The organism is Alkalilacustris brevis, assembly GCF_003350345.1.
Classification (GTDB): domain Bacteria; phylum Pseudomonadota; class Alphaproteobacteria; order Rhodobacterales; family Rhodobacteraceae; genus Alkalilacustris; species Alkalilacustris brevis.
Genome location: NZ_QNVJ01000064.1, coordinates 266456 through 292084, shown reverse-complemented (window position 1 = coordinate 292084; position 25629 = coordinate 266456). Strand labels below are relative to the sequence as shown.

Annotated in this window: 25 protein-coding genes and 1 tRNA gene; 15 read left to right on the top strand and 11 right to left on the bottom strand. The window is 66.0% G+C overall.

Annotation, left to right across the window (positions count from 1 at the left end):
- Window positions 1-14: 14 nt before the first annotated feature.
- The 3 genes from DQ229_RS10915 to fabA are packed head-to-tail and all read right to left on the bottom strand — an operon-like array spanning window position 15 to window position 2583.
- Window positions 15-803, bottom strand: coding sequence for an enoyl-ACP reductase FabI (locus DQ229_RS10915; RefSeq protein WP_114966278.1), 789 nt, complete (start codon window positions 801-803; stop codon window positions 15-17).
- A 15-nt stretch (window positions 804-818) separates the two neighbouring features.
- Window positions 819-2048, bottom strand: coding sequence for a beta-ketoacyl-ACP synthase I (gene fabB / locus DQ229_RS10910; RefSeq protein ID WP_114966277.1), 1230 nt, complete (start codon window positions 2046-2048; stop codon window positions 819-821).
- Between the two features lie 25 nt (window positions 2049-2073).
- Entirely contained in the window at window positions 2074-2583 is a 510-nt protein-coding gene (gene fabA / locus DQ229_RS10905) for a bifunctional 3-hydroxydecanoyl-ACP dehydratase/trans-2-decenoyl-ACP isomerase (RefSeq protein ID WP_114966342.1), read from the bottom strand.
- Between the two features lie 181 nt (window positions 2584-2764).
- On the opposite strand from fabA, the gene irrA reads away from it, so the two are divergent.
- The 4 genes from irrA (at window position 2765) to DQ229_RS10885 (ending at window position 7830) form a co-directional block, all read left to right on the top strand.
- Entirely contained in the window at window positions 2765-3214 is a 450-nt protein-coding gene (gene irrA, locus DQ229_RS10900; protein ID WP_114966276.1) for an iron response transcriptional regulator IrrA, read from the top strand.
- A 168-nt stretch (window positions 3215-3382) separates the two neighbouring features.
- Window positions 3383-4279, top strand: coding sequence for a class I SAM-dependent methyltransferase (locus DQ229_RS10895; RefSeq protein ID WP_114966275.1), 897 nt, complete (start codon window positions 3383-3385; stop codon window positions 4277-4279).
- Window positions 4280-4487: 208 nt separating this feature from the next.
- Entirely contained in the window at window positions 4488-6161 is a 1674-nt protein-coding gene (locus DQ229_RS10890; protein ID WP_114966274.1) for a winged helix-turn-helix domain-containing tetratricopeptide repeat protein, read from the top strand.
- A gap of 196 nt (window positions 6162-6357) precedes the next feature.
- Window positions 6358-7830, top strand: coding sequence for an MORN repeat-containing protein (locus DQ229_RS10885; RefSeq protein ID WP_238381040.1), 1473 nt, complete (start codon window positions 6358-6360; stop codon window positions 7828-7830).
- Between the two features lie 54 nt (window positions 7831-7884).
- Here the strand turns inward: DQ229_RS10885 and DQ229_RS10880 are convergent, their stop codons facing one another.
- Window positions 7885-8550 (bottom strand): SDR family NAD(P)-dependent oxidoreductase, encoded by a 666-nt coding sequence (locus DQ229_RS10880; protein ID WP_114966273.1) that lies wholly within the window; start codon window positions 8548-8550, stop codon window positions 7885-7887.
- 392 nt (window positions 8551-8942) lie between these two features.
- On the opposite strand from DQ229_RS10880, the gene DQ229_RS10875 reads away from it, so the two are divergent.
- The 9 genes from DQ229_RS10875 to DQ229_RS10835 all read left to right on the top strand — a co-directional run bounded on the left by DQ229_RS10875 (window position 8943) and on the right by DQ229_RS10835 (window position 18968).
- Window positions 8943-10544: a 2-isopropylmalate synthase gene (locus DQ229_RS10875; protein ID WP_114966272.1), complete on the top strand. Its 1602-nt coding sequence runs from the start codon at window positions 8943-8945 to the stop codon at window positions 10542-10544.
- Between the two features lie 247 nt (window positions 10545-10791).
- Window positions 10792-11826, top strand: a complete 1035-nt coding sequence (locus DQ229_RS10870) for a rod shape-determining protein (protein WP_114966340.1) — start codon at window positions 10792-10794, stop codon at window positions 11824-11826.
- A 49-nt stretch (window positions 11827-11875) separates the two neighbouring features.
- A complete protein-coding gene (gene mreC / locus DQ229_RS10865; protein WP_114966271.1) occupies window positions 11876-12817 on the top strand; it encodes a rod shape-determining protein MreC in 942 nt (313 codons plus the stop codon).
- On the top strand, window positions 12810-13349 hold the full coding sequence (locus tag DQ229_RS10860) for a rod shape-determining protein MreD (RefSeq protein ID WP_114966270.1): 540 nt from the start codon (window positions 12810-12812) through the stop codon (window positions 13347-13349). The genes mreC and DQ229_RS10860 overlap by 8 nt, the downstream gene beginning before the upstream one ends.
- Window positions 13346-15292, top strand: coding sequence for a penicillin-binding protein 2 (gene mrdA, locus DQ229_RS10855; protein WP_114966269.1), 1947 nt, complete (start codon window positions 13346-13348; stop codon window positions 15290-15292). Before DQ229_RS10860 ends, mrdA begins: the two co-directional genes overlap by 4 nt.
- Window positions 15289-16437 carry a rod shape-determining protein RodA gene (gene rodA, locus DQ229_RS10850; RefSeq protein WP_114966268.1) on the top strand — a complete coding sequence of 383 codons (1149 nt, stop codon included), beginning with the start codon at window positions 15289-15291 and terminating at the stop codon, window positions 16435-16437. The genes mrdA and rodA overlap by 4 nt, the downstream gene beginning before the upstream one ends.
- Window positions 16434-17372, top strand: coding sequence for a 2-hydroxyacid dehydrogenase (locus DQ229_RS10845; RefSeq protein ID WP_114966267.1), 939 nt, complete (start codon window positions 16434-16436; stop codon window positions 17370-17372). Before rodA ends, DQ229_RS10845 begins: the two co-directional genes overlap by 4 nt.
- Window positions 17373-17531: 159 nt before the next feature.
- Entirely contained in the window at window positions 17532-18815 is a 1284-nt protein-coding gene (locus DQ229_RS10840) for an NAD(P)/FAD-dependent oxidoreductase (protein ID WP_114966266.1), read from the top strand.
- Window positions 18816-18894: 79 nt separating this feature from the next.
- Window positions 18895-18968 (top strand) — tRNA-Gly (locus DQ229_RS10835).
- 149 nt (window positions 18969-19117) lie between these two features.
- On the opposite strand, the gene DQ229_RS10830 is transcribed toward DQ229_RS10835, so the two are convergent.
- The 3 genes from DQ229_RS10830 to DQ229_RS10820 form a co-directional block, all read right to left on the bottom strand.
- Window positions 19118-20197 carry a diguanylate cyclase domain-containing protein gene (locus DQ229_RS10830; protein ID WP_114966265.1) on the bottom strand — a complete coding sequence of 360 codons (1080 nt, stop codon included), beginning with the start codon at window positions 20195-20197 and terminating at the stop codon, window positions 19118-19120.
- A complete protein-coding gene (locus DQ229_RS10825) occupies window positions 20194-20793 on the bottom strand; it encodes a heme NO-binding domain-containing protein (RefSeq protein ID WP_114966264.1) in 600 nt (199 codons plus the stop codon). The genes DQ229_RS10830 and DQ229_RS10825 overlap by 4 nt, the downstream gene beginning before the upstream one ends.
- Window positions 20794-20892: 99 nt before the next feature.
- Complete coding sequence (locus tag DQ229_RS10820) at window positions 20893-21606, bottom strand: HAD family hydrolase (RefSeq protein WP_114966263.1); 714 nt, start codon at window positions 21604-21606, stop codon at window positions 20893-20895.
- A 160-nt stretch (window positions 21607-21766) separates the two neighbouring features.
- Here DQ229_RS10820 and DQ229_RS10815 point away from each other — a divergent pair, with 160 nt between their 5' ends.
- Window positions 21767-22222, top strand: a complete 456-nt coding sequence (locus tag DQ229_RS10815; protein WP_114966262.1) for a MarR family winged helix-turn-helix transcriptional regulator — start codon at window positions 21767-21769, stop codon at window positions 22220-22222.
- A 21-nt stretch (window positions 22223-22243) separates the two neighbouring features.
- Here the strand turns inward: DQ229_RS10815 and DQ229_RS10810 are convergent, their stop codons facing one another.
- Window positions 22244-22528 carry a DUF3572 domain-containing protein gene (locus DQ229_RS10810; protein WP_114966261.1) on the bottom strand — a complete coding sequence of 95 codons (285 nt, stop codon included), beginning with the start codon at window positions 22526-22528 and terminating at the stop codon, window positions 22244-22246.
- Window positions 22529-22634: 106 nt separating this feature from the next.
- On the opposite strand from DQ229_RS10810, the gene DQ229_RS10805 reads away from it, so the two are divergent.
- Complete coding sequence (locus DQ229_RS10805; protein ID WP_114966260.1) at window positions 22635-24020, top strand: diguanylate cyclase; 1386 nt, start codon at window positions 22635-22637, stop codon at window positions 24018-24020.
- Window positions 24021-24052: 32 nt separating this feature from the next.
- On the opposite strand, the gene DQ229_RS10800 is transcribed toward DQ229_RS10805, so the two are convergent.
- From DQ229_RS10800 to DQ229_RS10790, 3 genes are read right to left on the bottom strand one after another with little or no spacing between them, the layout of a single operon-like run.
- Window positions 24053-24568, bottom strand: coding sequence for a periplasmic heavy metal sensor (locus DQ229_RS10800; RefSeq protein ID WP_114966259.1), 516 nt, complete (start codon window positions 24566-24568; stop codon window positions 24053-24055).
- Window positions 24569-24589: 21 nt separating this feature from the next.
- Window positions 24590-24979 (bottom strand): hypothetical protein, encoded by a 390-nt coding sequence (locus DQ229_RS10795; RefSeq protein ID WP_114966258.1) that lies wholly within the window; start codon window positions 24977-24979, stop codon window positions 24590-24592.
- Window positions 24972-25583: an RNA polymerase sigma factor gene (locus DQ229_RS10790; RefSeq protein ID WP_420796862.1), complete on the bottom strand. Its 612-nt coding sequence runs from the start codon at window positions 25581-25583 to the stop codon at window positions 24972-24974. Before DQ229_RS10790 ends, DQ229_RS10795 begins: the two co-directional genes overlap by 8 nt.
- Window positions 25584-25629 lie beyond the last annotated feature (46 nt).

Genomic DNA, 25629 nt, shown 5'->3' with positions numbered 1-25629 from the left:
CGGGGAGTGCAGGCTCAGATATTCTCCGACTGCGGCATCCCGATCACGTGATAGCCGCCATCGACATGCAAGATTTCGCCCGTGGTGCAGGCTCCGTAATCGCTGGCCAGGTAGACGGCAGTGCCGCCCACTGCCTCAAGCGTGGGGTTGGCGCGCAGGGGCGAATTCAGCTCGGCCTGGCGATAGGTGCGCCGCGCGCCGCCAATGGCCGCGCCCGCCAGTGTCTTCATCGGCCCCGGCGAAATGGCGTTCACGCGAATACCGTCAGGCCCCAGATCGTTGGCAAGGTAGCGCACTGCCGATTCCAGCGCCGCCTTTGCCACGCCCATCACGTTGTAGAACGGCGTCACCCGGTTCGAGCCCTGGTAGGTCAGCGTCAGCAGCGTGCCACCATCCGGCATCATCTCGGAGGCGCGGCGCGCCACATCGATGAAGGAATAGCTCGAGATCAACAACGAGTTGGTGAAGTTCTCGCGGCTGGTATGAATGAAACGGCCGTGCAGTTCCTTCTTGTCGGAGAAGGCTATCGCATGGACCAGAAAATCCATGCTGCCCCATTTTTCGCGCAGGTGCGCGAAGGCTGCGTCCATCGAGGCATCGTCGGTCACATCCACATCCACGAGGATGTCTGAGCCGACCGATGCCGCCAGCGGCTCCACCCGTTTTCCGAAGGCTTCACCCTGGTAGGTAAAGGCAAGCTCTGCGCCTTCATCAGCCAGCGCTTTGGCAATACCCCAGGCGATCGAACGTTCGTTCGCGACGCCCATGATGAGCCCGCGCTTGCCCTTCATCAATTCGGCCATTCGGTTTTCCCCGGCTCAATCCAGAAATTTGCTTAAAACGAGTGTCGCGTTGGTGCCGCCAAAGCCGAAGCTGTTGGACAGGACGCTGTCCAGCTCGACCCCCTCGCGCAGTTCGGTAACGATTTCGCCGGGTTTCAGGGCCGGGTCCAGCTCGGTGATATTTGCCGAGGCGGCGATGAAACTTCCCTGCATCATCAGGAGGCTGTAGATCGCCTCGTGCACGCCGGTGGCGCCAAGGCTGTGCCCGGTGAGCGATTTGGTCGAGGCGATGGGCGGCATGTCGCCCTCGCCAAAGACGCGGCGCACGGCTTCCACTTCGGTCACGTCGCCCGCGGGCGTCGAGGTGCCATGCGCGTTGATGTAGTCGATCCGCCGCCCTGCAGGCAGGGTGTCCAGCGCCAGCCGCATCGACCGCTCGCCGCCCTCGCCCGAGGGCGCGACCATGTCATAGCCATCGGAGGTGGCGCCATAGCCGGTCAGTTCGGCATAGATCTTGGCGCCGCGCGCCTTGGCGTGCTCCAGTTCCTCGAGCACCAGCATCCCACCGCCGCCGCCGATGACAAAGCCGTCGCGCGTGGCATCAAAGGGGCGCGAGGCGGTCTCGGGCGCGTCATTGTACTTCGACGACATCGCGCCCATCGCGTCGAACAGGCAGGAAAGCGTCCAATCCAGTTCCTCGCCGCCGCCGGCAAAGACAATGTCCTGCTTGCCCATCTGGATCAGCTCGGCGCCGTGGCCGATGCAATGCGCGCTGGTCGAACAGGCCGAGGTGATGGAATAGTTCACGCCCTTGATCTTGAACGGCGTGGCCAGGCAGGCCGAATTGGTGCTGCTCATGCAGCGGGTGACCATGAAAGGGCCCATCCGCTTGGGGCTGCCCTTTTCCTTCACGATGTTGTGCGCAAGAAAGAAGTTCGAGGTCGACGGCCCGCCCGAGCCCGTCACCAGACCGCTGCGCGGGTTCGAGATATCGGCCTCTTCAAGGCCGCTATCGGCGATGGCCTGTTCCATTGCCAGATAATTATAGGCGGCACCGGCCCCCATGAACCGCAGCTGTCGTTTGTCGATATGGTCTTCCAGCGCGATCTGCGGTTTGCCGTGGATCTGACTGCGAAAGCCCAGTTCGGCATATTCGGGCGCGGCCACGATCCCCGAACGGCCCGCGCGCAGGCTGGCTTCGACCTCGGCGGCGGAATTGCCTATGGGCGCGATGATCCCGAGCCCGGTAACGACGACACGGCGCATTGCGCTCTCCTTGAATAGCTGTTGATCAGGTTTCCGAAAGGGCGACCTTCATGTCCTTGACCAAATAGATGGTTTCACCATCGGCTTCGACGCGGCCATCGGCAACCCCCATGGTCAGCCGGCGGGTCTGCACCGCCTTGGTGAAATCCACGAAATAGCGCAGCAGCTTGCGGTCGGGGCGCACCATGCCGGTCAACTTGACCTCGCCCACCCCCAGCGCATAGCCACGCCCCTGCCAGCCACGCCAGCCCAGGTTGAACCCGGTCAGCTGCCACAGCCCGTCAAGGCCCAGGCAGCCCGGCATGATCGGATTGCCGGGAAAATGGCACTCGAAGAACCACAGGTCGGGAGTGATGTCGAATTCGGCCACCACATGGCCCTTGCCATGTTCGCCGCCGTCGCCCGAAATGTCGGTGATGCGATCCATCATCAGCATGGGCGGCGCAGGCAGCTGCGCGTTGCCCGGCCCGAACAATTCGCCCCTTGCGCAGGCCAGCAGAGCCTCCTTGTCGAAATGGCTCGGGAAATCGGGCATCGGGGGATATTCCTTCCTCATTCTGGTCAGCCGCACCTCTATCATCGCGGTCGCGGCGCTGGCAAGTCTGCAGGGCGCGGCGCCCACGGTCAGCCGGACAGACGTCGCGATTGTGCCGGCGCGCCCGGTGATGCAGTGAAAGCGTTTGAAAACCGTAACGGGCAGACCTATTATTTACCACATGACCACGCAGAAAACCCAGATCAATGCCGTTGATGCCGCGACGCACAGCGCCGCAAACTGGCTTGCCCGTGCCGGGCTGCGCCCGACCCGGCAACGCCTAAGTCTGGCAGAGCTTCTCGTGGGTGATGGCCAGCACCGGCATGTCACCGCCGAAAGCCTGTTCAGCGCCGCCAAGGCCGCGGGCGAGCGGGTTTCGCTTGCCACTGTCTACAACACCCTGCGTGCCTTCTGCGATGCGGGGCTGATGCAGGAGGTTACGGTGGACGGGGCGCGAAGCTATTTCGACACCCGGATCGACGACCACCCGCATTTCTACTGGGAAGACACGGCTGAGCTGACGGATGCGCCGGCCAGCGAAATGGAAATCGCGCGCCTGCCCAGCCCGCCCCGGAATGCCGAGATTGCGCGTGTCGATGTGGTGATCCGTCTGCGCCGCAAGGCGGACTGATCCGGCCCCGCTTCGGCGAAAGGATTTCAGGCGGGCCGCCTGCGCGCGGACGCGGGTGAAGGCGGCCACCGTACGAATCCACGCGCTCCTCATGTTTTCTCCAGATTTCCCTCAAGCATGGTGGCGGGCTTCGCGACATGCTTGTGCAAATCAGCATGGGAGGCGCGCATGACACAGACAGAAACGCTGCAACAGGTACCCGGACAGGGCGCGGATTCGGAGTTCGTGCAATTCTGGAACGAGGTGCTCGGGCCCAAGTTCAACCGTTTCCGGCATATCCTGGTCGGCGGGCTGACCCGCCACAGCGAGGCCGTCTTTCCCAAACTGCCGGTGCGCGAGGGTGACAGGGCCGTCGATGTCGGCTGCGGCTGGGGGGATACCGCGCTCAAGCTGGCGCGCATGGTCGGGCCGGATGGCCAGGTCGTCGGGATCGACTGTTGCGACATGTTCCTGGAAATAGCCCGCAAGGATCTGGCCGAGACCGGGCTGAAGAATGTCAGCTTCGTACGCGGTGACGCCGAAGTCGCCCTGCCCGAGGCGGAATTCGATTTCGCCTTTGCACGGTTCGGGACGATGTTCTTTGCAAACCCCGTCGCAGGGCTGCGGAACATGCGCAAGTCGCTCAAGCCCGGTGGGCGGATGGTGCATATCGTCTGGCGCAGTCCCGAGGATAACCCCTGGCTGTCGATGGCCAAGCAGGAGGTGCTGCGCTTCCTGCCACCACCGGGTGAGGACGCTCGCACCTGCGGACCAGGCCCGTTCTCGATGTCCGACGAGCCGACGGTGCGCAAAATGATGGAGATCGCCGGTTACGAAGACATCACCTTTGAACGGATCGACGCGCCGGTGATGATCGGCCACGATGTGAAGGACGCGATCGCCTTTCAACTTGCCATCGGCCCGGCGGGTGAAGTGTTCCGCGAGGCCGGCGCCGAGGCCGAGGAAAAGCGCACGCAGATCGAGGCCGCGCTGGAAGAGGCAATCAACCGGCAGAAACGCGACAGCGACGGCATCGTCATGGACAGTTCGTCCTGGTTCATTTCGGCGCGCAACCCGGCCGGGTGACAGTTGGACCACGCCCCTACAGCACCCGCCCCGGCCAGTTGCGGTCGGGGCGTGGCGCCGTGGAAAAGGTGTGGCTCATTTGCATTTTCAAGCATTTTCGTGGATAATACAGCCTTGACGCCGAAGGTGCCGCGGCGCTGACGCAGGATTGCAGCTCGGTGCTTGCGGGCAGCGTCCGGCCCTTGAGCGGCAGATCTCGGGAACCGCGATGCCTGGACAGACCTCAGCCTCGGCCGTTGTCGATCTTTCCGGAAAACCCGGAGGGGAAAGCCCGCCTGCAAGACGCCGCGTGCATGGCGTGGCCCTCGGCCCTGACGGGGCAGGGTTGGGTGCGGTTCGCCACTTCGGTCCCTTTTCGGTCGATACCGCCAAGTTTGAACTGCATCGCAATGGCCGGCGTGTCCCGCTGGAGCCGCTCACCTTCGACCTGCTGCTCTTGTTGATGGAAAACCGCGACAGGACGGTTTCGCGCGATGAAATCTTTCGCACGCTCTGGGGCGGTCGTGCCGTTTCAGAGACCGCGCTGAGCAGCCAGGTAAAGGCGCTGCGTCAGGCGCTGGGCGATAGCGGAAGCGCGCAGCACACGATCCGCACGGTGCATGGGCGGGGTTTCCGCTTTCTGCAGGAGGTGACGGGCGGGGGCGCATCAACCCCGGCTGCTCCGGCTGCGCCCCACCCAGAGCCGGGGTTGATGCGCCCGGTGATTGCCGTGCTGCCGTTCGAGAACCGCTCCACCGATAACAGCGGCGGCTTCTTTGCTGACGGCATCACTGAGGATATCCTGAACTGCCTCAGCAAGCACCGCTGGATGAATGTTGTTGCGCGCAACCCGGCCTTTGCCTTCCGCAAGTCCGGCGAGGGGGTCGATGCCATCGCCCGGCAGCTTGGCGCGACCCATGTTGTCACCGGCAGCGTGCGCAAATCCGCCGACCGGATGCGCATTTCAGCGGAAGCCATCGAGGTCAGGTCGATGCGTGCCATCTGGGCGGACCGGTTCGACCTCGACATGACACGGCTTTTCGACTTCCAGGACGAGCTGTGCGGCCTCATCGCCTCGCGGCTGGCGGTCGAGGTCGGCGGGTTCGAGCAGCGCCGGGCGCAGCGGACACCACGCGAAAACCGCGGTGCCTGGGAACTTTATCATCTGGGTATGAGCGAATTCTACAGGTTCACCGCGCCAAGCAATCGCCGTGCGCGCGATTTCCTGCGCATGGCAATCCGGACCGACCCGGAATTCGCCGAGCCGTATACCCGCCTCGCCTATGCGATCACGCTGGGCATGGTCTATTTCGAGGATCCGGCGAGCCAGGCGCGGCTGGATGATGCGCTGACGCTGGCGCTGCAGGGGCTTGAGCGCGACGATCGCGATCCGCAGGGCTATTTCGCGCTCGGCCGGGTGCGGCTTGCCCGGCGCGAGTATGATCTGGCCATCGATGCGCTGGAGCACGCGTTGGACCTGAACCCCTATCTGGCGGTGTCGCATTGCGGGCTTGGCGACTCGCTGGCCTATGAGGGGCGGATTGCCGAATCCATCCAGCATTTCGAACGGGCGATCGAGTTGAGCCCGCATGACCCGTTTCGCTGGGCGTTTCATTCCTACATGTCGCTTGCGCTTTTGTTCGGCGAGGATTTCAAAGCCGCCGTCCGGGTGGCGCGGCGTGCCGTTCAGGTGCCCAATGCGCATTACTCGGCGCAGGCGAACCTGCTGGCGGCCCTTGGCCATCTGGGCGACAAGCGGCAGATCTCGCAGGTGCGGGAAAGTCTGGCGCGGGTGCGGCCCGATTTCAGCCTCGCGCTTGCCAGGTCGCGGCTGTTCTACCTCAGGCGCAGCGGGCAGCTTGACCTGTATCTCGAGGGGCTGAAGCGTGCGGGCGTCCGCTGATGACGCGGCAGCCGCTGGGCCAAGACATGTTCTGAATGGCGATCCGCGGATGGTCGCTACCGCGTGCCTTTCCCGGCGGTCTTGCGCCTTGAGCGGGGACAAAAGCTTGCCAGGTGCAAGGGGGTCATCTAGTCTCGGCACCGCCGGGGGGCAACAGGTTACGGGGGCTCAGGTGAGGCAAGCGAGGGCGTATCGCATGGCGGATATCGGCGGTTGCCGCGGCACGATCATGGCGGCAGGTCTGGGTGCGGTGGCGTTGTTGGCGCAGGGCAGCGCGACCTGGGCGCAGGAGCCGGGCGAGATTGTTGTCAGGCAATACGATAATGGCGGTGTCTATGAGGGCACCTTCCGCGACGGTCGTCAGCATGGCCAGGGCACTTACCGGCTGCCCAACGGGTTCGAGTATTCCGGCGAATGGGTCGAGGGCGAAATCACCGGCCAGGGGGTGGCGCGCTATCCCAACGGCGCTGTTTACGAGGGCATGTTCCTGCGCGGGCGCCCGCACGGGCATGGCCGCATGGTCTTCGCCGATGGCGGCCACTACGAAGGCGACTGGGACACCGGCGAGATGACGGGCGAGGGGCGCGTCGAATACGCCAATGGCGTCACCTACGAGGGCGGCTTTCTGACCGGCCGCCATCACGGCCAGGGCGTGATGGAAAGCCCAGGCGGCTATCGCTACGAGGGCGCGTGGGACGAAGGCATCAAACGCGGCGAGGCCCGGATCACCTATGCCGATGGCGCAGTTTATGAAGGCCGGGTCGAGGACGGCGAGCGCGAAGGCGAAGGCCGGCTGACCATGGCCGATGGAGCCCTCTACGAAGGCCAGTGGCAGGCCGGGCAGATGGAGGGGGACGGCCGGCTCGAATATGCCAATGGCGATGTCTACGAGGGCGGCTTCCTGGCCGGCCAGCGCCACGGCGATGGCCGTGTCACCTATGACGACGGCGCAACCTATGTCGGCCGCTTCGAGAATGACCAGCGCCACGGCAGCGGCCGCTATGACAGTGCCGAAGGCTTTTCCTACGAGGGCGATTGGGTCGCCGGCCGGATCGAAGGCGAAGGCCGCGCCACCTATGCCGATGGTTCGGTCTATGAAGGCCAGTTCCGCAGCGGCGTGCCCGATGGCCAGGGCCGCATGGAATTCGCCGATGGCTCCAGTTTCGAGGGCGGCTGGTCGCGCGGCGTGATCAGCGGCGAGGGGGTAGCTCAGTTTGCCGACGGCATGGTTTATGAGGGGGCGTTCCGCGACGGGCAGAACCACGGGCAGGGCGTGATGACCCACCCCGATGGCTACCGCTACGAGGGCGAATGGGCCGCCGGCCAGCGCCACGGCCAGGGTGTCGCGCGGTATCCCGACGGTTCGGTCTATGATGGCCAGTTCCGCAGCGGCGAGCGCCACGGCCAGGGCCGTCTGGAGATGCCCGACGGCTTCACCTATGAAGGCGACTGGGTCGCGGGCGAGATCGAGGGCCAGGGCCTCGCCACCTATTCCACCGGCGACGTCTACGAGGGCAGCTTCCGCGCCGGCCAGCGCCACGGTGAGGGCGTGCTGCGCTATGCCGGCGGGCAGACGGTTTCGGGCACATGGGAAGACGGCGCGCTGAGCGACGGCACCACCGGCGAAGACACGCCCGTCATGCCCGAGGGGCCGGGCGACGGCGGCTGAGCCGCCTGCACATCCGGCGCGCGCGGGCCAGGGGCGGCCACCGGCCCGGCATCGCTACCAGGGCACCGCCGTGCCGCTGTAGTCGTAAAAGCCCCCGCTCTGTTCGGGCGTGAGGCCTGCGCAGACCTTCAGCAGCCGCGCGGCCGCCTGATCGGGCGGCACCGCCGGGTATCGCCCGCGATAGGCCGCGGTCAGTCCGGTCGCAACCGTGCCGGGATGCAGCGCCACGCAGATGGCCTCTGGATGGGTGCGCGCCAGTTCGATCGCCGCACCATGAACGATCTGGTTCAGGGCGGCCTTGGCCGCGCGATAGCCATACCAGCCACCCGCCCGATTATCCGCAATCGACCCCACCCGGGCCGAAAGCGCCGCCAGCACCGAGCGCCTGTCGCGGGGCAGCAGCCGCGCGGCGTGGCGCAGGATCAGCGCAGGACCTATGGCGTTGACCGCGAATTGCCGCGCAAGCCCCTCGGCCGTTACCTGCCGCAGCGCCTTTTCCGGCAACCGCCCGTCAAGCTCGAGCGCGCCCGTGGCGATGAAGACCAGATCATAGGGCCCGTCGCGACGGGTAAGCTGCGCCTCGACCGTTTCAGGCGCACAGAGGTCAAAGCCGTGTTCGCGCCGCGAAAGCCCCTCGACCGCGACACCCTCGCGGGAAAGCTGCGCCGCAACCGCGCCGCCGATCCCGCCTGACGCGCCGATGATCAATGCCCGTTCCATGCCGCCTTATTCCTGCTCCGCGGCGCCTGCTGGCGCCAGAAACCATGTCTTCAGTTAGCCCGATTGCTTCGACGGGCAAGCGCCGCCCTGCCTTCTTCACTGTGAGAAAAATATCCCCGCCGGAGGCGGTATCCGTCAGTCGCCGCTTGCGGTTTTCGGGTTTTCTTTTCTGTTTCAGACGATATATTCCCGCTCATGATCAGAGGACCGGATATCACGAAGCCTGCCGCCGCCCTGCTGCGGCGCCGTTTCCGTGGCCTCCTTCTCCTTAGCAGCCTCTGAGCGTGCCGTCCGGGCGCGCCGCTCAGAGGTGACGCGCGCCCATCCCGCACGAAGGCCCTCAAGGTGCCACCGGCGGGCCTCAGGCTAAGGACAACAGAAAGAATCCGCAGATGACCGACAACATCACACCCGCACAGGCCGTGGCAGCCCCAGCCGCCCGCGACCCGAACCGCGTTCTGATCTTTGACACCACCCTGCGCGATGGCGAACAGTCGCCCGGCGCGACCATGACGCACGAAGAAAAGCTCGAGATCGCCGCGCTGCTCGACGAAATGGGCGTCGATATCATCGAGGCGGGCTTTCCCATCGCCTCGGAAGGGGATTTCCGCGCCGTCAGCGAGATCGCGCGCCGCTCGAAGAATGCCGTGATCTGTGGCTTGGCGCGCGCCAGTTTCGGCGATATCGACCGCGCCTGGGAGGCCGTGAAACAGGCCCCGCGCCCGCGCATTCATACATTCATAGGCACCTCGCCCCTGCACCGCGACATCACCGCGTTGAACATGGACGAAATGGCCCAGCGCATCCACGAGACGGTGACGCACGCGCGCAACCTGTGCGACAATGTGCAATGGTCGCCGATGGACGCCACCCGGACCGAGCGCGACTACCTCTGCCGGGTCGTGGAAATCGCCATCAAGGCCGGTGCCAGCACGATCAACATTCCGGATACCGTGGGGTATACCGCACCGCGCGAAAGTGCCGAGATCATCGAGATGCTGCTTGAGCGTGTGCCCGGCGCCGATCAGGTGATCTTCGCCACCCATTGCCACAACGATCTGGGCATGGCCACCGCCAACGCCCTGGCCGCCGTCGAGGCCGGGGCACGTCAGATCGAATGCACCATCAATGGCCTGGGTGAGCGTGCGGGCAACACTGCGCTCGAAGAGGTGGTGATGGCGCTCAAGGTGCGCCATGATATCATGCCTTTCACCACCGGCATCGACACCCGGCGCATCATGCAGGCCAGCCGGCTGGTGGCGGCGGTGTCGGGCTTTCCGGTGCAGTTCAACAAGGCCATCGTCGGCAAGAACGCCTTTGCCCATGAATCCGGCATCCACCAGGACGGGATGCTCAAGAACGCCGAGACCTTCGAGATCATGCGCCCCGAGGATATCGGCTTGGCCTCGACCAACCTGGTGATGGGCAAGCATTCGGGCCGCGCCGCGCTGCGCGCCAAGCTGCGCGACCTGGGCTATGAGGTTGCCGACAACCAGCTGGGCGACATTTTCGTGCGGTTCAAGGCGCTGGCCGACCGCAAGAAAGAGGTCTATGACGACGACCTGATCGCGCTGATGCAGGAGTCCACGACCGCCGCACATAACGAGATCGTGCAACTGAAATCGCTCAAGGTGGTCTGCGGCACGACCGCGCCGCAGACTGCGGACATGACGCTGGACATCGACGGCAAGAGTGCCGAGACCCACGCCACCGGCGACGGCCCCGTGGATGCCACCTTCAACGCCATCAAGGCACTGGTGCCGCATGAGCTGCGGTTGCAACTTTACCAGGTCCATGCCGTGACCGAAGGCACCGATGCCCAGGCCACCGTCAGTGTCCGGCTGGAAAAGGACGGGCGCATCTTTACCGGGCAGTCGGCCGATACCGATACGGTCGTGGCCTCGGCCAAGGCCTATGTGACGGCGCTGAACCGGTATCTCGGCTATGAGCGTGCAGGCCGCCCTGGCGTTGACATCACCTCGGCCGCGTCCTGAAGGGCGGTAGGGTGTGCGCCCGCCGCTGAGTGGCCGCATACTTGCACCTGTCACATCTGCGCGCGCGGGCGGATTGCTGCTGATCCGCCCGGCCCCGCCTCTTTACGCCGATACCCGCACACGCCTATAAGGGCGCGAAGGCGCGTGGTCTGGCCGGGCTGCGCACATACAGGCAGGCTTTGCATCCAGGGGCATGGGGCATCCGCGCGAAGGCTGCGCATCACAGGCAGGACAGGAACCTCGCAGCATGGTTTTTTCGGGTCTCTTTTCGTCGGATATGGCGATCGACCTCGGCACGGCGAACACGCTGGTTTACGTCAAGGGGCGGGGGATTATCCTCAATGAGCCCTCGGTCGTGGCCTATCACGTCAAGGACGGAAAGAAGACCGTGCTCGCCGTGGGCGAGGACGCCAAGCTGATGCTTGGCCGCACCCCCGGCTCGATCGAGGCGATCCGCCCGATGCGCGACGGCGTGATCGCCGATTTCGACGTGGCCGAAGAGATGATCAAGCATTTCATCCGCAAGGTCCACAAGCGCACCACCTTTACCAAGCCCAAGGTGATCGTCTGCGTGCCCTTCGGCGCCACCCCGGTTGAAAAGCGTGCGATCCGGCAATCGGTGCTGTCTGCCGGCGCACGCCGGGCCGGGTTGATCTCGGAGCCCATCGCGGCGGCTATCGGTGCGGGAATGCCTATCACCGATCCGACCGGCAGCATGGTTGTCGATATCGGCGGCGGCACGACCGAAGTGGCGGTGCTCAGCCTTGGCGATATCGTCTATGCGCGGTCGGTCCGCGTGGGCGGCGACCGGATGGACGAGGCGATCATCTCGTATCTGCGACGCCAGCAGAACCTGCTGATCGGCGAATCGACCGCCGAGCGGATCAAGACCTCGATCGGCACGGCGCGGATGCCCGATGACGGGCGCGGCGCGGCGATCCATATTCGCGGGCGCGACCTGCTCAATGGTGTGCCCAAGGAAATCGAGATTTCTCAGGCGCAGGTCGCCGAGGCGCTCTCGGAGACTGTGACGGCGATTTGCGAGGCCGTTATGATGGCGCTTGAAGCAACGCCGCCCGATCTGGCCGCCGATATCGTGGATCGCGGTGTGATGCTGACCGGGGGTGGCGCGCTGCTTGGCGATCTCGACCTGGCACTGCGCGAACAGACGGGACTGGCGATCTCGGTGGCCGATGAATCACTGAATTGTGTGGCCCTGGGCACCGGCAAGGCACTGGAATACGAAAAGCAGTTGCGCCATGCCATAGACTACGAAAGCTGACGGCACCCCGGCGGCACCCCGGCATGGACATGCGTGAGGAAAGGCAGTCGTGGCAAAGGAGCGGACACCCCAGGACGCATATGCCCGCCCGGTAAGGCGTATCCTGATCGGCTGTCTGGTGGTGACGCTGCTGGCGGTTTTCGCGCTCTGGCGGGTCGACAGCCCGCGGGTGGAACGGTTCCGCATCGCGCTTGTCGACCGTGTGGTGCCCAGCTTCGACTGGGCGCTTCTGCCCGTCACCAAGGCTGCCAACATGCTGGGCGAGGCTCGGTCCTACGCGCGGCTTTACGAACAGAATCAGGAACTCAGGCGCGAATTGCAGCAGATGAAGGCCTGGCGCGAGGCCGCACTTCAGCTTGAACAGCAGAATGCGCGGCTGCGCGACCTCAACCAGGTGCGGCTCAATCCGCAGCTCACCCATGTCACGGGCGTGGTGCTGGCCGATTCCGGCTCGCCCTTCCGGCGTTCGGTGTTGCTGAACGTGGGCGCGCGTGATGGCATCCAGGATGGCTGGGCGGCGATGGACGGGCTAGGCCTTGTCGGGCGGATCTCGGGCGTGGGTCAGCAATCCAGCCGCGTGGTGCTACTGACCGATTCCAACAGCCGGATCCCGGTCACGGTGCAGCCCTCGGGCCAGCGCGCGCTGCTGGTGGGCGACAACAGCGCGATGCCGCCGCTGGATTTCCTCGAATCCGCGCAGGATGTGCGACCGGGCGATAGGGTCGTCAGCTCGGGCGATGGCGGGGTGTTTCCCGCCGGGCTGCTGGTGGGGCAGGTTGCCCAGGGCAGCGACCGGCAGTTGCGCGTGCGCCTGGCCGCCGATTACCAGCGCCTTGAGTTTCTGCGTGTGCTGCGCTCGCGCCCGATGGAGCGGATCGACGACGCCGGTGCGCTGCTGGTGCCGCTGCCCGATCCGGAAGAGCCGGAAGAGCCCGCTGAGGAAGCGCCGCTTTCCGAAAGCGAGCTTCAGGCGGAGCGCGCCGATGGCTGAGCCAGTCTGGACCAGCCCCTGGCGGTACTGGGCGCTGTTCGTGGCGCTGGCGGGCGCGTCGCTGTTTCTGCGTCTGTTGCCGCTTGACCTGATGCCTGCGGGCCTGCCCGGGCCTGACCTTCTGCTATGCCTTGTGCTGGCCTGGGTGCTGCGGCGGCCCGATTACATGCCGGCCCTGCTCGTGGCTGCCGTCTTTGTGTTGGAAGACCTGCTGCTGATGCGCCCGCCGGGGCTGTGGGCCGCCATCGTGCTGATGGGCACGGAGTTCCTGCGCCACCGGCAGGCGCTTATGCGCGAGCTGGGCTTTCCCGCCGAGTGGGGGATGGTTTCACTGGTGATGATGGCCATGTTCCTGGCCGAGCGGCTGCTGCTGAACCTTGCAATGCTTCCCCGGCCCGTGCTGGGATTGAGCCTGTTACAGATGTTGCTGACCGTCATGGCCTATCCGTTGGTTGTGGCCGCGTGCCATGCGGCCCTGCGCGTGCGCAAGCCCGCCACTGGCGAGGTCGATGCCCTGGGGCGCCCGCTATGAAGCCGCCGCGCCGCGATACCGAGGAAAGTGCGCGCAAGATTTCGCGCCGGGCGCTCATTCTGGGCGGCGTGCAGGCGATGGCGATGGGGGCGCTGCTGTTCCGAATGCGCCAGATGCAGGTCGAGCAGGCCGATCAGTTTCGCCTGCTGGCCGACGAGAACCGCATCAATATCCGCTTGATTCCGCCGATCCGCGGGTTGATCCATGACCGGCAGGGCCAGGTGATCGCCGGCAACGAGCAGAACTATCGCGTGGTCATCGTGCGAGAGGATGCGGGCGATGTGGAAAAGGTGTTGCGGCGCCTCGCCCTGCTGATCGACCTGAGCGAAGAGGATGTCGCGCGCGCTTTGCGTGACACCATGCGCAACCGCCCGTTCGTGCCCGTCACCGTGGCCGAACGCCTGCCATGGAACGCTGTGGCCAAGGTTGCCGCCAATGCGCCGGCCTTGCCCGGCGTCACCCCCGAGATGGGCCTGTCGCGCCATTATCCGCTGGGGCCGGAGTTTGCCCATGTGGTGGGCTATGTCGGCCCGGTGAGCGAGGCGGACCTGGCCGCGCTGGAGGCGCCCGAGCCTGTGTTGCAGATCCCCGGGTTCCAGATTGGCAAGATCGGGGTCGAGCGGCACCTGGAAGGCGTGCTGCGCGGCGCCGCCGGCTCGCGCCGGATCGAAGTGAACGCCGTGGGCCGCGTCATGCGCGAGCTGGACCGCCAGGAGGGCACCCCGGGGCGCAATGTCCAGCTGACAGTGGATCACCGGCTGCAGAGCTATGTGATGGCGCGGCTTGAGGGCGAAAGCGCCTCGGCCATCGTCATGGATGTTGATAGCGGCGATCTTCTGGCCATCGCTTCGGCCCCCAGTTTTGACCCGAATCTTTTCGTGCGCGGCATTTCGGTGCCCGATTACCGCGCGTTGACGGAAAACGAGTTTCGCCCGCTCGCCGACAAATCGGCGCAAGGGCTTTATCCGCCCGGCTCGACCTTCAAGATGGTGGTGGCTCTGGCCGCGCTCGAAGCCGGAATCGTCACGCCCGACGAAAGGATCTTCTGCCCCGGCCACATGGATGTGTCGGGGCGGCGGTTTCATTGCTGGCGGCGGGGCGGGCATGGCCGGGTCAACATGGTCTCGGCGATCAGCGAAAGCTGCGATGTCTATTTCTACGAGATCGCCCAGCGGCTGGGAATCGAGGGCATCAACGACATGTCCGCGCGGCTGGGGCTGGGCCAGCGGCACGACCTGCCGCTTTCGGCCATTGCCGCCGGTCTCAACCCCACACGCGAATGGAAACAGACCCGCCGCGGCGAGCCGTGGCTGGTGGGCGACACGATCAATGCCGCGATCGGCCAGGGCTTCGTGCTTTCCTCGCCGCTGCAACTGGCTGTGATGACCGCGCGGCTGGCCAGCGGCCGTGCCGTCGCACCCCGGCTTGTGCGCGCCATAGATGGCCAGGAAATGCCGGGCGCCGCCGACGCCCCGCCGCTTGGGCTCGACCAGCGCTGGCTCAACCTCGTGCGGCGGGGGATGGACGAGGTTTCGAACCACCAGCGCGGCACTGCCTACTCCACCCGGATTGTGGAGGCCTCGCACCGCATGGCCGGCAAGACCGGGACAAGCCAGGTCTTCAGCATTACCGCCGAAGAGCGCGCCGCAGGCGTGCGCAGCCAGGAGGATCTGCCCTGGAACCGGCGCAACCACGCGCTCTTCGTCGGTTTCGCGCCCGCCGACGCCCCGCGCCTTGCGGTGTCGGTGGTGGTGGAACATGGCGGCGGCGGCTCCAGCGCGGCGGCGCCGGTCGCGCGCGACATCATCCTGCAGGCGCTTCATGAAGGCACGCCGCCGCTATCGGCCTATCCGGCCCCGCAGCGCAATCGCATCGAAACCATGCAGCGCGAGTTGATCGAACGGATCGAGCGCAGCACGCAAGGGTCGCGGGGGCGCGCATGAGCTATCTCGAATACGCGGTTCAGCGTGTGCCGACCGGCGCGGCAAAGGTGCTTCATGTGAACTGGGCATTGGTGCTGCTGCTTTCGGCTGTGGCCGGGGTCGGGTTCCTGATGCTCTATTCCATTGCCGGGGGGCAGCTTGCCCCCTGGGCCGACCCGCAGATCAAGCGTTTTGCGCTGGGGCTGGCGATGATGTTCGTGGTAGCCTTCGTGCCGATCTGGTTCTGGCGCAATGTCGCCGGGCTCGCCTACGGGCTTTCGCTGCTGCTGCTGGTGTTCGTCGAATTCTTCGGTTCGGTGGGTATGGGGGCACAGCGCTGGATCGATCTCGGCATCATCCGGCTTCAGCCTTCGGAACTGTCCAAGATCACGCTGGTAATGGTGCTGGCCGCCTATTACGACTGGCTTGACATCCGCAAGACCTCGCGCCCGGTCTGGGTGGTGATCGCGCTCTTGCTGATCCTGCTGCCCACCGCGCTGGTCCTGCGCCAGCCCGATCTGGGCACCGCACTGCTTTTGCTGGCCGGGGGCGGGGCAGTGATGTTCCTGGCCGGTGTCAGCTGGATCTACTTCGCCGTGGTTATCGGCGCGGGCGTGGGCGTTGTCACGGCTGTGATGGTCTCGCGCGGGACCGACTGGCAGCTTTTGCAGAATTACCAGTATCGCCGGATCGACGCTTTTCTCGACCCGTCGATAGACCCGTTGGGTGCAGGCTATCACATAAGCCAGTCGAAGATCGCGCTCGGCTCGGGCGGTTGGTCGGGACGCGGCTTCATGCAGGGCACGCAATCGCGGCTGAACTTCCTGCCGGAAAAGCACACGGATTTCATCTTCACAACCCTGGCCGAGGAGTTCGGCTTTCTTGGTGGGGCCTCACTGCTGTTGCTCTATGCGTTGATCCTGATCTTCTGTATCGTTGCGGCAATGAAGATGAAAAGCCGGTTTTCGCAGCTCGTGACATTGGGGGTGGCGGCCAATTTCTTCTTGTTCTTCGCGGTCAACATGGCGATGGTCATGGGTCTCGCCCCGGTTGTGGGGGTGCCCTTGCCGCTGGTATCTTACGGTGGCTCGGCCATGCTGGTGCTGATGATCGGATTCGGCCTGGTGCAGAGCGCGCATATTCACAGGCCTAGGGGACGGGCATGAGCGTTGACATTTATTTTGCCGCCAATCCTGATCTCTGGCCCGATTATGCCACCCCGTTGCGCGATGCGCTGAGGGAAGCGGGCGTCGAGGCCGAACTGCTTGAGACACCGCCACGCGACCCAGCGGCGGTGGATTACATCATCTATTCGCCCGACGGCGTGATCGAGGATTTCAGCCCCTATACCGGCTGCAAGGCGGTGCTCAACCTCTGGGCGGGGGTGGAGAAGATCGTGAACAACCCGACGTTGACCCAGCCGCTCTGCCGCATGGTCGATTACGGGCTGACCGAGGGGATGGTTGAATATGTCACCGGCCATGTGCTGCGTTACCATCTGGGGCTGGACGCGCTCCTGGCCGCGCAGAACGGCACCTGGAATCAGGAACCGCCCCCGCTGGCACGAGACCGCAAGGTCGCCGTTCTCGGGCTGGGGGCCTTGGGCCGGGCTTGTGCCGACGCCCTGGCCCGGTTGAACTTCAACGTCACCGGCTGGAGCCGCACCCCGCGGGACCAGTCGCAGATCACGTGCCATGCCGGCGAATGCGGGCTTGTGCAGACGCTGACCGAGGCGGAGATTCTGGTGCTTCTGTTGCCGCATACCCCGCTGACCGAGTCGTTGCTCAATGCCGAGCGGCTGGCACAACTGCCGCGCGGGGCCGTGGTGATCAACCCCGGGCGCGGCGCGCTGATCGATGACGAGGCGCTGATTGCCGCGCTCGACAGCGGGCATGTCGCCCATGCCACGCTCGATGTCTTCCGCACCGAACCGCTGCCTGCAGCGCATCCCTTCTGGGCGCATCCGCGCGTGACCGTCACGCCGCATATCGCCGCGGAAACCCGCCCCGCCAGCGCCGCCCGTGTGATTGCGCAGAACATCCTGCGCGGGGAAACCGGCCTGCCGTTTCTGCACCAGGTTGACCCCGGCCAGGGGTACTGAGCGCGCGCGGTCACATAGCGAGTCCATGCTGCATCACCCGCACGGACATTTGCACATGCGTCTGGACGCAAGGCGGCGAATCGTTCTCTATGCAGGCAGCGCGCCGAGGAACACTCGCGCAATCCAACCGCGACGTGATAAAACAGAACAAGGCCCGGCTTGCAGCCCCGTGATCCGCAACAAACCCCTGAAGAGGGCGAGATCGCCGTTATCGGCGCCGGGGTGACCGGGCTTTCGATCGCCCTGCGCCTGGCGCGCGAAGGCCACGAGGTAACGCTGATCGCCCCCACGGACCAGGCCGGCGAAGGGGCCTCTCATGGCAATGCGGGAGTGATTGCGGATTACGCGGTTCTGCCGCTGGGTCAGCCGGGCCTGCTGCGCGATTTGCCACGATTGCTGCTGTCATCGACAAGCCCGCTGTCGATCCGGGCTGCGGCGATTGCCACGTTGGCGCCCTGGCTGCTGCGCTTTCTGCGGCAGTCGCTGCCCCGCCCGGCACAGCGCAACGCGCAGGCGCTGGCCAGCCTGATGAATCGCGCGGGCAGCGGGTGGCAGGATCTGGCCGCCGAGATAGATGGCACGGAACTGCTGCGCGCGAACGGGGCGCTGCTTCTTTACGAATCAGAACGCGAGAGCATCGCCGCCGAAGGTGGCCGCGCCTGGCAGCGCGCCCTTGGCGTGCAGTTGGAACAGCTAGGCGGTGCCGAGGTCGCGCAAATGGAACCGGCACTTGCCGCTGCTGTCTCGGCGGGCAAGGTGGCGGGGGCGGCGTATTTCCCCGATGGCCGCAGCGTGACCGACCCGACCGCGATGATGCGCAAGCTGGCCAACGCCACTGCGATGGCGGGCGTGCGCCGGATCGACACACACGTCACCGGTCTGCGCCCTGGGGGGCGGGGCGGGGCCAGCTTGACCGGGCCAGGCCTTTCGCTGACTGCCCGGCATGTGGTGATCGCCGCCGGCGCCTGGTCAGCCCCGCTTGCACAGGCGGCGGGGGCGCGTGTTCCCCTTGAAACCGAACGCGGCTATCACCTGGAGTTTGATGCCGCCGCGAGCCGTTTCAGCCGCCCCGTCAGCCCTGAGCGGCGCGGGTTCTATTTCTGCCCGATGGCGGGCAGGCTGCGGGTGGCCGGCACGGTTGAACTGGGCGGGCTGAACGCCCCGGCGGCCCCCCGTCGGCTGCGTGCTCTGGAACGCCACGCGCGGCATTTCCTGCCCGATCTGCCACCGCCCTGCCGGCAATGGCTGGGATTTCGCCCCTCGCTGCCCGACTCCTTGCCGGTCATCGGCCCGGTGCCGGGGGCGCGGGGGGTCTGGCTGGCCTTCGGCCACGGGCATCTGGGCCTTACCCTGGCGCCTGTTACCGCGGAAGTAATTGCTGACGGCGTTGCCGGGCGCCAAGCCGCGCTCGATCCCGCCCCCTTTCGGCCAGGCCGGTTCTGACGCACTGGCCTGAAACGCCGTCCGCCGCGCGCATCGCGCTTGACCTCCCGCGCGGCTTTGGCTACCTCGGCTTGCACAGGCGGGTGTAGCTCAATGGTAGAGCAGCAGCTTCCCAAGCTGACGACGAGGGTTCGATTCCCTTCACCCGCTCCAGCCTTTGAAATATCACGGTCGATTTGTCGAAACACGGCGTAACTCCCGGTTTTGCCAAAGGTCACGCGCGGGACCATGCGGCAAAGCCGTTGCCGCGCGCGACTGCCAGCACCGCGAGACGTGGCCAGAGGTGGCGCATTCTTTCGGCATTATGCGCGCGCGCCGGGGGCGCCCTGGCCCTGCGCCGTTCCGGGCTCCGCGCGGCAATGGCAGGCAGGGTCTCCTTTGAGGGACGGGGTAAAAAGCGTATACCGCCCCCGGCCCCTGTTCTTCGAGACATAGAGTGCGCGGTCGGCATCGCTGAGGAGGCGGTCGGGGCGCGGCGCCGGGTAATGCACAGAACTGGTCATGCCGATGCTCGCCGAGACCCGGCAAAGCTGGCCATCGAACCTGACCGGAGCCTCGATCTGCCGGATGATCCGCTCCGCGATGCGGTTGAGCGCGCGGCCGCTTGTCAGACCGGGAAGGATCAGCACGAATTCATCGCCGCCCACCCGCGCAACCGTATCGTCCGCACGCGTTTCCTCACGCAGGATGCGGGCGACATGGGCCAGAACATGATCGCCCGCAGCATGGCCAAGCGTGTCGTTGACTTGTTTGAAACGATCCAGATCGACATGCAGCAGGCCGAAGGCGATGTGGCGCTGCGCGGCGTCTTCAAGCGCGAGGTCCATCGCCCGGCGGTTGCGCAGCCCGGTCAAGGCATCGGTCAGCGCCTGGTTTTCGGCGGCGGCACGGGCCTCCTGCAGCCGAAGGTTCAGGCGGCGCAATTCTTCCATCGCTGCTGATTTCGCTTCGATGAGATACAGCATCTCGACGGCCAGATCGGTGGGGGTGAAATCGCTGTCGGTCAGCCGGTGGTCGCGCACCGCATCTGCCACGGCGATCCCGAAAGACATGTTGAGCAACACCCCCTGCCCCCCGGTCAGTGCCACGCATTGCCCCCTGAGGCCGGTATGGGGCGGCTGACGCAGGCGCAGTTTCAGCCGCTGTCCGCCGCACTGCACAAGCGCCGAGGGATCCCCCACGTTGCGCGGGCGCAGCATCACGAACAGATCGAAGAACTCCGCGCCGATCAGGGTCTGCCCGGCAAACAGCTTGGCTAGCGTCGGCCCGGCACCATGGATGATGCCCCGGGGGCCGACCCAGAGACTCATTGGCATGAGCCTGCCAAGCGCGTCCAGCCCGACGGGCAGAACCGGCGCTGTGGGTGCGCGCGCGGCGCTCATCCGCCCCTCCAGCCTTCGGCCAGATCGAAGGCGCGGCCCGAGGCGTGGCGCTGATCCAGAAGGTGGATGTCTATGATTGCCGCGTCTTCATCGGTGTGGCGATGTTCCAGTAGCGCCAGCGCACCGTAATCATCCGCCATGGCACGCAGGACTCCCAGCATGACATGGCCAAACCCCTGGTGTCGTGCCCGGCAAAGCAGCCGGTATCGCCCGGCGGTGCCGTCATCCTCGATCATTTCGAGCTGCGGCAGGTCCAGGTCGGGCACCGCCAGCCGCCCGCGCCCGGGAAGATCGTCAAGCGAAAACAGGAAATCGACAAAGCCCACGCCGCCAAAGCGCAACAGGCGACGCAACCCTTCGAAGCTGGGATGCGAAACCAGAAAGGTGCCCAGATCCTCGAGGATCTGTTCGCAAGGGCGGTCGAGCCGCTGCACCGCTGCGACGAGCAGCGCATCGGTTAGCGTATCGTCATAGCTGAGCATGGCCTCGAACCCGTTCGCGCCGATGCCCGCATCCGCGGCGACCGCCCGCCAGGTGTCGGCCCCATACGCATCACGCAAAAAGCACTGGACCGCGCGGTTGATGAGACCATGCATGAAACCCCTCCGGCATCCCCACCGCGGCGATGCTAGGATCGGGGCGTAAAGAAAATGAGAACGGCCATTCAAGGAGAGCCGCGAGCAGGGGCCGCGCGATTACGCTTCTGTCTTGCCTCGATGCCGGTCGAGGTAATGCGGCAGATGGCCGATATCGGGCAGGATGGCGTCGGCCAGCGGCTCCAGGTCACTGGCCGGAGAAGGTCCGGTGAGCACCCCGATCGTTGTCATGCCCGCCGCGCGGCCGGCAATCATGTCATGCGGGCTGTCGCCGACCATGACCACCTGCGCAGGGTCCACGCCGACACTTCGGGCAAAGGCCAGAAGCATCCCCGGTTGCGGCTTGGCCCCGTGCCCGCTGTCGAAGCCCGCGACAAAATCGAACCCGGCGGCGATCCCGGCGGCCGCCAGATGCGCGCGCGCCGATGCCTCGGCATCATTTGTCACAAGGCCCAGCCGAAGCCCGCGCTGGCAGAGCGATGCGGTGAAAGGGGCCAGAGGCACCGCCTCGACCATCTGCGCCTGTGCCGCCAGCACGTTCATGCGCTGCACGAGGCTCGCGCCGCTGAAACCGGGAAGATAGGGCAGCAGGATCTGCGCCAGTATCTCGGGCGTTTCGGCGATGACCGGGCTGTCGGGGGCAAAGCTGCGATGTGTCAGGTCATAGCCCAGCGCAGCACCCAGCCGCCCCGCGCGCATCCGGTCGCCTCCAGCCAGTTCTTCCAGCAGCGCCGCGGTCCAGTTGCCCCAGCTTGCGTGAAAGTCGAAAAGCGTGCCGTCCTTGTCGAAGACGACCGCGGAAAGCGCGGGCATGGGCGGCACCTCCTGAGATGTTGCGAGAGGCAAACAGGATAGAAAGAGGCGCGCATTTTGCAACCCTTGCCTGTACGAGGGGTATCGGCACGCATTTTCCCGCCGGTGCATTGTGTCGCGCAATGTTGACACTTTCGTTGCCTTGTCCAACGATTGGCGGATGGACACATGCCACACATACCGGCTGCACGACTCGGTGCTTTATCAAATGACGCTGACCTCGCGGATGCAGGAGCGGCGTCTTGAGGAGGGGTTGCGCGCGCTTGGCCTGACCCGGATCACCTGGTGCGTGCTGCTCGCGGTCGAGCACGAGGGCCGAAGCCAGCCGTCGGAGATTGCCGAGTTTATCGGGATCGACCGCTCGGCCACTTCGCGCGCGCTGCGCGGGATGGAAGACGCCGGTCTGCTGGTACGGTTCAACGGCGAGCCCGACCGCCGCACCACTCGCGTCAAGCTGACCGAGGGCGGCCGCGAATTGCTGTTGCGCGCCACCCCTGTGGCCGAGGAAAACGGCAGCCATTTTCTTGGCAAGCTTTCCGCCGACGAGGTGCAGCAACTGGCGCGCATCATGGCCAGTATGCGCGAAGGCGAAACCCGCAGCCTGCCCAAGTTCTGATCGCGCCGGCGGCGGCGCCGCTCAGGTCCAGTGCATCGTGGCCCCGCCGGGCAGCATGGCACGCGCCGCGCCCGGCTCGGAGGGGGTAAGGCCCTCCTGCGTGCAGAAGGCCTGCAACCAGGTCTCATCCATCAGCAGAAAATCAAGCACCGCGCCCAGGGTTTCCGGATCGCTCGCATTCTCGCGCAGGTCATCCAGCGAGGCGCCGCTAGCGCCCAGAAAAACGGGCAGAAGTTCTTCATGCGCGCAAAGCCAGCGCAGGGCTTTAAGGGCCACAACCTCGGCGGTTTCGCGGCTCGCCGACATGACTTGCTCTCCCTCGCTTAAAGGAATCCTTAACCAGTGTGAGTAAAAGGTGATCAGGCGGGGCGGTGCAAGGCGCATCGGCATCTGCGGGAACATCGGAGAACCCATGTCAGGCGCGATCCTCATTATTGATCCGGTTGCGACGAACCGGATTGTCATCAAGGCCCGGCTCGCTGCGGCCTGCCATGAGGCGATTCAGGCACCTGACGGCGCGGCGGCGCTGCATTTGGCGAGAACGCGCAACCCTGATCTGATCCTGCTCGACATGGTGCTGCCCGACATGCCCGGGATTGCGCTTATCCGGCAGCTCAAGGCCGATCCGGCAACCCGCGACATCCCGCTTCTCATGTTGTCGGGGCCGCTGGATGCGGCGCAGCGTATGGCGGCGCTGCGGGCAGGGGCCGAGGATTGCCTGACCAAGCCGCTGGACGAGGCAATGCTGATGGCGCGTATTCGTAGTCTGCTGCGCGCCCGCGAAACCGAAAACGAACTGCGCTTGCGGGATGCCGCCTCCCGCGCCATCGGGTTTTCCGAACCTGCCGCCGGGTTTGAGCAGCCTGCCACCGTTGCGCTGATCGCCGGGAAGCGGCAGACAGCACTTTCGTGGCGGCGCGTTCTGGCGCCTCTGATGGATGCGCGGCTGGTCGTGGTGCCACCCGAGGTAGCACTGCATGACCTTGATCTGGCGCCCGACGCTTATGTGATAGGCGCCGACTTGTCGGCGCCGGGCGATGGGTTGCGGCTGGTCTCTGAATTGCGCGCGCGCACCGCGTCGCGCCATGCTGCGATTTGCGTCGTGATGGGCGTGGGCGGCGCCGTGTGCGGGTCCATGGCGCTGGATCTGGGGGCGAACGAGCTTCTGGCTGCCGAATTCGCCCCTGATGAGGCGGCTTTCCGCCTGAATGCGCAGATTGGCCGCAAGCGCCGTGCCGAACGGTTGCGCGCCACCCTGCGCAGCGGGTTGCAGATGGCCGTGACCGATCCGCTGACGGGCCTTTACAACCGCCGTTACGGCCTGCCCTATATCGCCCAGCTTGCCGAGCGCGCGCACCAGACCGGGCGGCGCTATGCGGTGATGATGCTGGATCTCGACCGCTTCAAGGATATCAACGATACTTGGGGCCATGCTGCGGGCGATGCCGTGCTGGTCGAGGTTGCGCGCAGGTTGCGCGGGCAGTTGCGGCCCAATGATCTGCTGGCCAGGATCGGGGGCGAGGAATTCATCATCGCCATGGCCGATGCCGGGCTGGGCAGCGCCCGGCTGGCGGCCGAGCGCCTGTGCCGGGCGATCAGCGCCGAGCCGATCATCGTGGCGGGCGTGGCGCATGGCATCATGGTCACCTTGTCGATCGGCCTCGTCGCGGGGGAAGGCGCGCCCGAAGGCGCCGGCATCCGCGTGACGGAACGTGTGCTCAAGCGTGCCGATGCCGCGCTGATGGCGGCCAAGGCCAACGGGCGTAACAAGGTAAGCGTCGGGTTGCGCGCGGCCTGAGGGCTGTGCACGCCCGCAGAAATGCCCGAGGGTCAGTCGCGCCCCGTGCGTTCGGGGCGGCTGCTGCCATTGCGACTGGCTGCCTCTGACAGCCGGTCGGCATAGGTTGCGCGTGCGTGCGCGGGCATGGCCGCGAGGTGATCGCTCAGGATCTGCCAGGCAAGCGCGCGCTGCGCGGTTTGCCGGGCCTGCTGCCGCTCCATGACCGCGTCGAGCTGTTGCCGCTCGAACGGCTCGGCCCGCAGTGCGTCGACAAAGGTTTCGAATTCCGCGCGCTGGGTCTCGCGCAGATCACGCCAGCCGGGCGCATGGGTGCGCCAAGCCTCGCGCAGGGCTGCGCGGTCTTCCGACGCCAGCGCCCGCGTGTAGGGGCCGAAACTGAGGTCGAGCATCACATGTCGGTCATGCATCGGTCCGTCGCGGCCCACAACGGCGCCCAGAACCAGCCCGCCGATCAGCAGGTTGAGCGCGAGCGACACGAAAAGCACAACGCGCAGCAGGCGCTGGCGCGGCGGGCCGGAGGGCGAGGGCTGGCTTGCGTTGGTCATTTCGGTTGTTTCTCCGGTCGGTCAATCTTCCAGCGTGAACAAGGGGTCGTCCTGTATCTCGACAGTGACCGAAACCCCCCAGAACGCGGATTCGAGCGCGGTGATTGGCGCCGGCGGGTCGGCCCCGATCCAGAACCCGGCCAGCGCCACCGTGGCCAGCCCTGCAAGCCCCTGCCGCCCGCCCAGCAGGCCAAGGGTCACGTGCCACCATTGCGAGCCTGCTGGACGGGCGCGCGCGGCAACGGGCGCCGTTTCGCCGTGGCGCTGCGCCTGCAGGGCATCCGCGTCGGCCAGCACCCGAGCAACCAGATCCGGGCCCGGCTGAGGGGCCAGCCGCCCCAGCCGGGCCAGTTCACGTTCCAGCGCCTCCTCCCCGGTGGTGTGGCGCGGCTTGTCGTGCCGGTCAGTCATCGTCATACCCCAATTCGCTGCGGCGCGGTGCCAGGCGCGCCATCAGGCCCCGCTTGCCCCGCGCTATCAGACTTTCCACTGCCTCGATGCCGGTGTCCATCGCTTCGGCGATGGCCGGGTTGTCCAGCCCCTCGATATGCCGCAGGATCACCGCCTGGCGTTGTCGTTCCGGCAGTTCCGCAAGCGCCTGCCGCAGGGCATCGGCGCGATCGGCGGCGATCAGGCCTGCCTCGACTCCGGCCGCGCCATCGGCAGGTTCCGACGTGTCGTCCAGCCCCGCCGCGCGGCCCCGGCGGCGCAGCCTGTCGGTGCACAGATTCGCCGTCACCCGATAAAGCCAGGTCGAGACCTTCGCGGCCTCGGGCTTCCACTCCGGGGCGATGCGCCACAGACGCATCATCGCCTCCTGCGCCACGTCTTCGGCTTCGGCCCTGTCGCCGAGCATCCGCGTGGCAAAGGCCAGAACCCGCGGCAGGTGCCGCACGGTCAGCAGCCGCGCCGCCCCCGGATCGCCATTGGAATAAAGCGCCATCAACGCCGCATCCGGCGCCTCTGGCTGCGTTTCCGTCCCGGCGGGGGCTGCGTGATCCTTGGGCATGTCCATCCGTCAAACGGAGTAGTTGCAGTTGCTCCGCGCGGCAAGCGGTAGC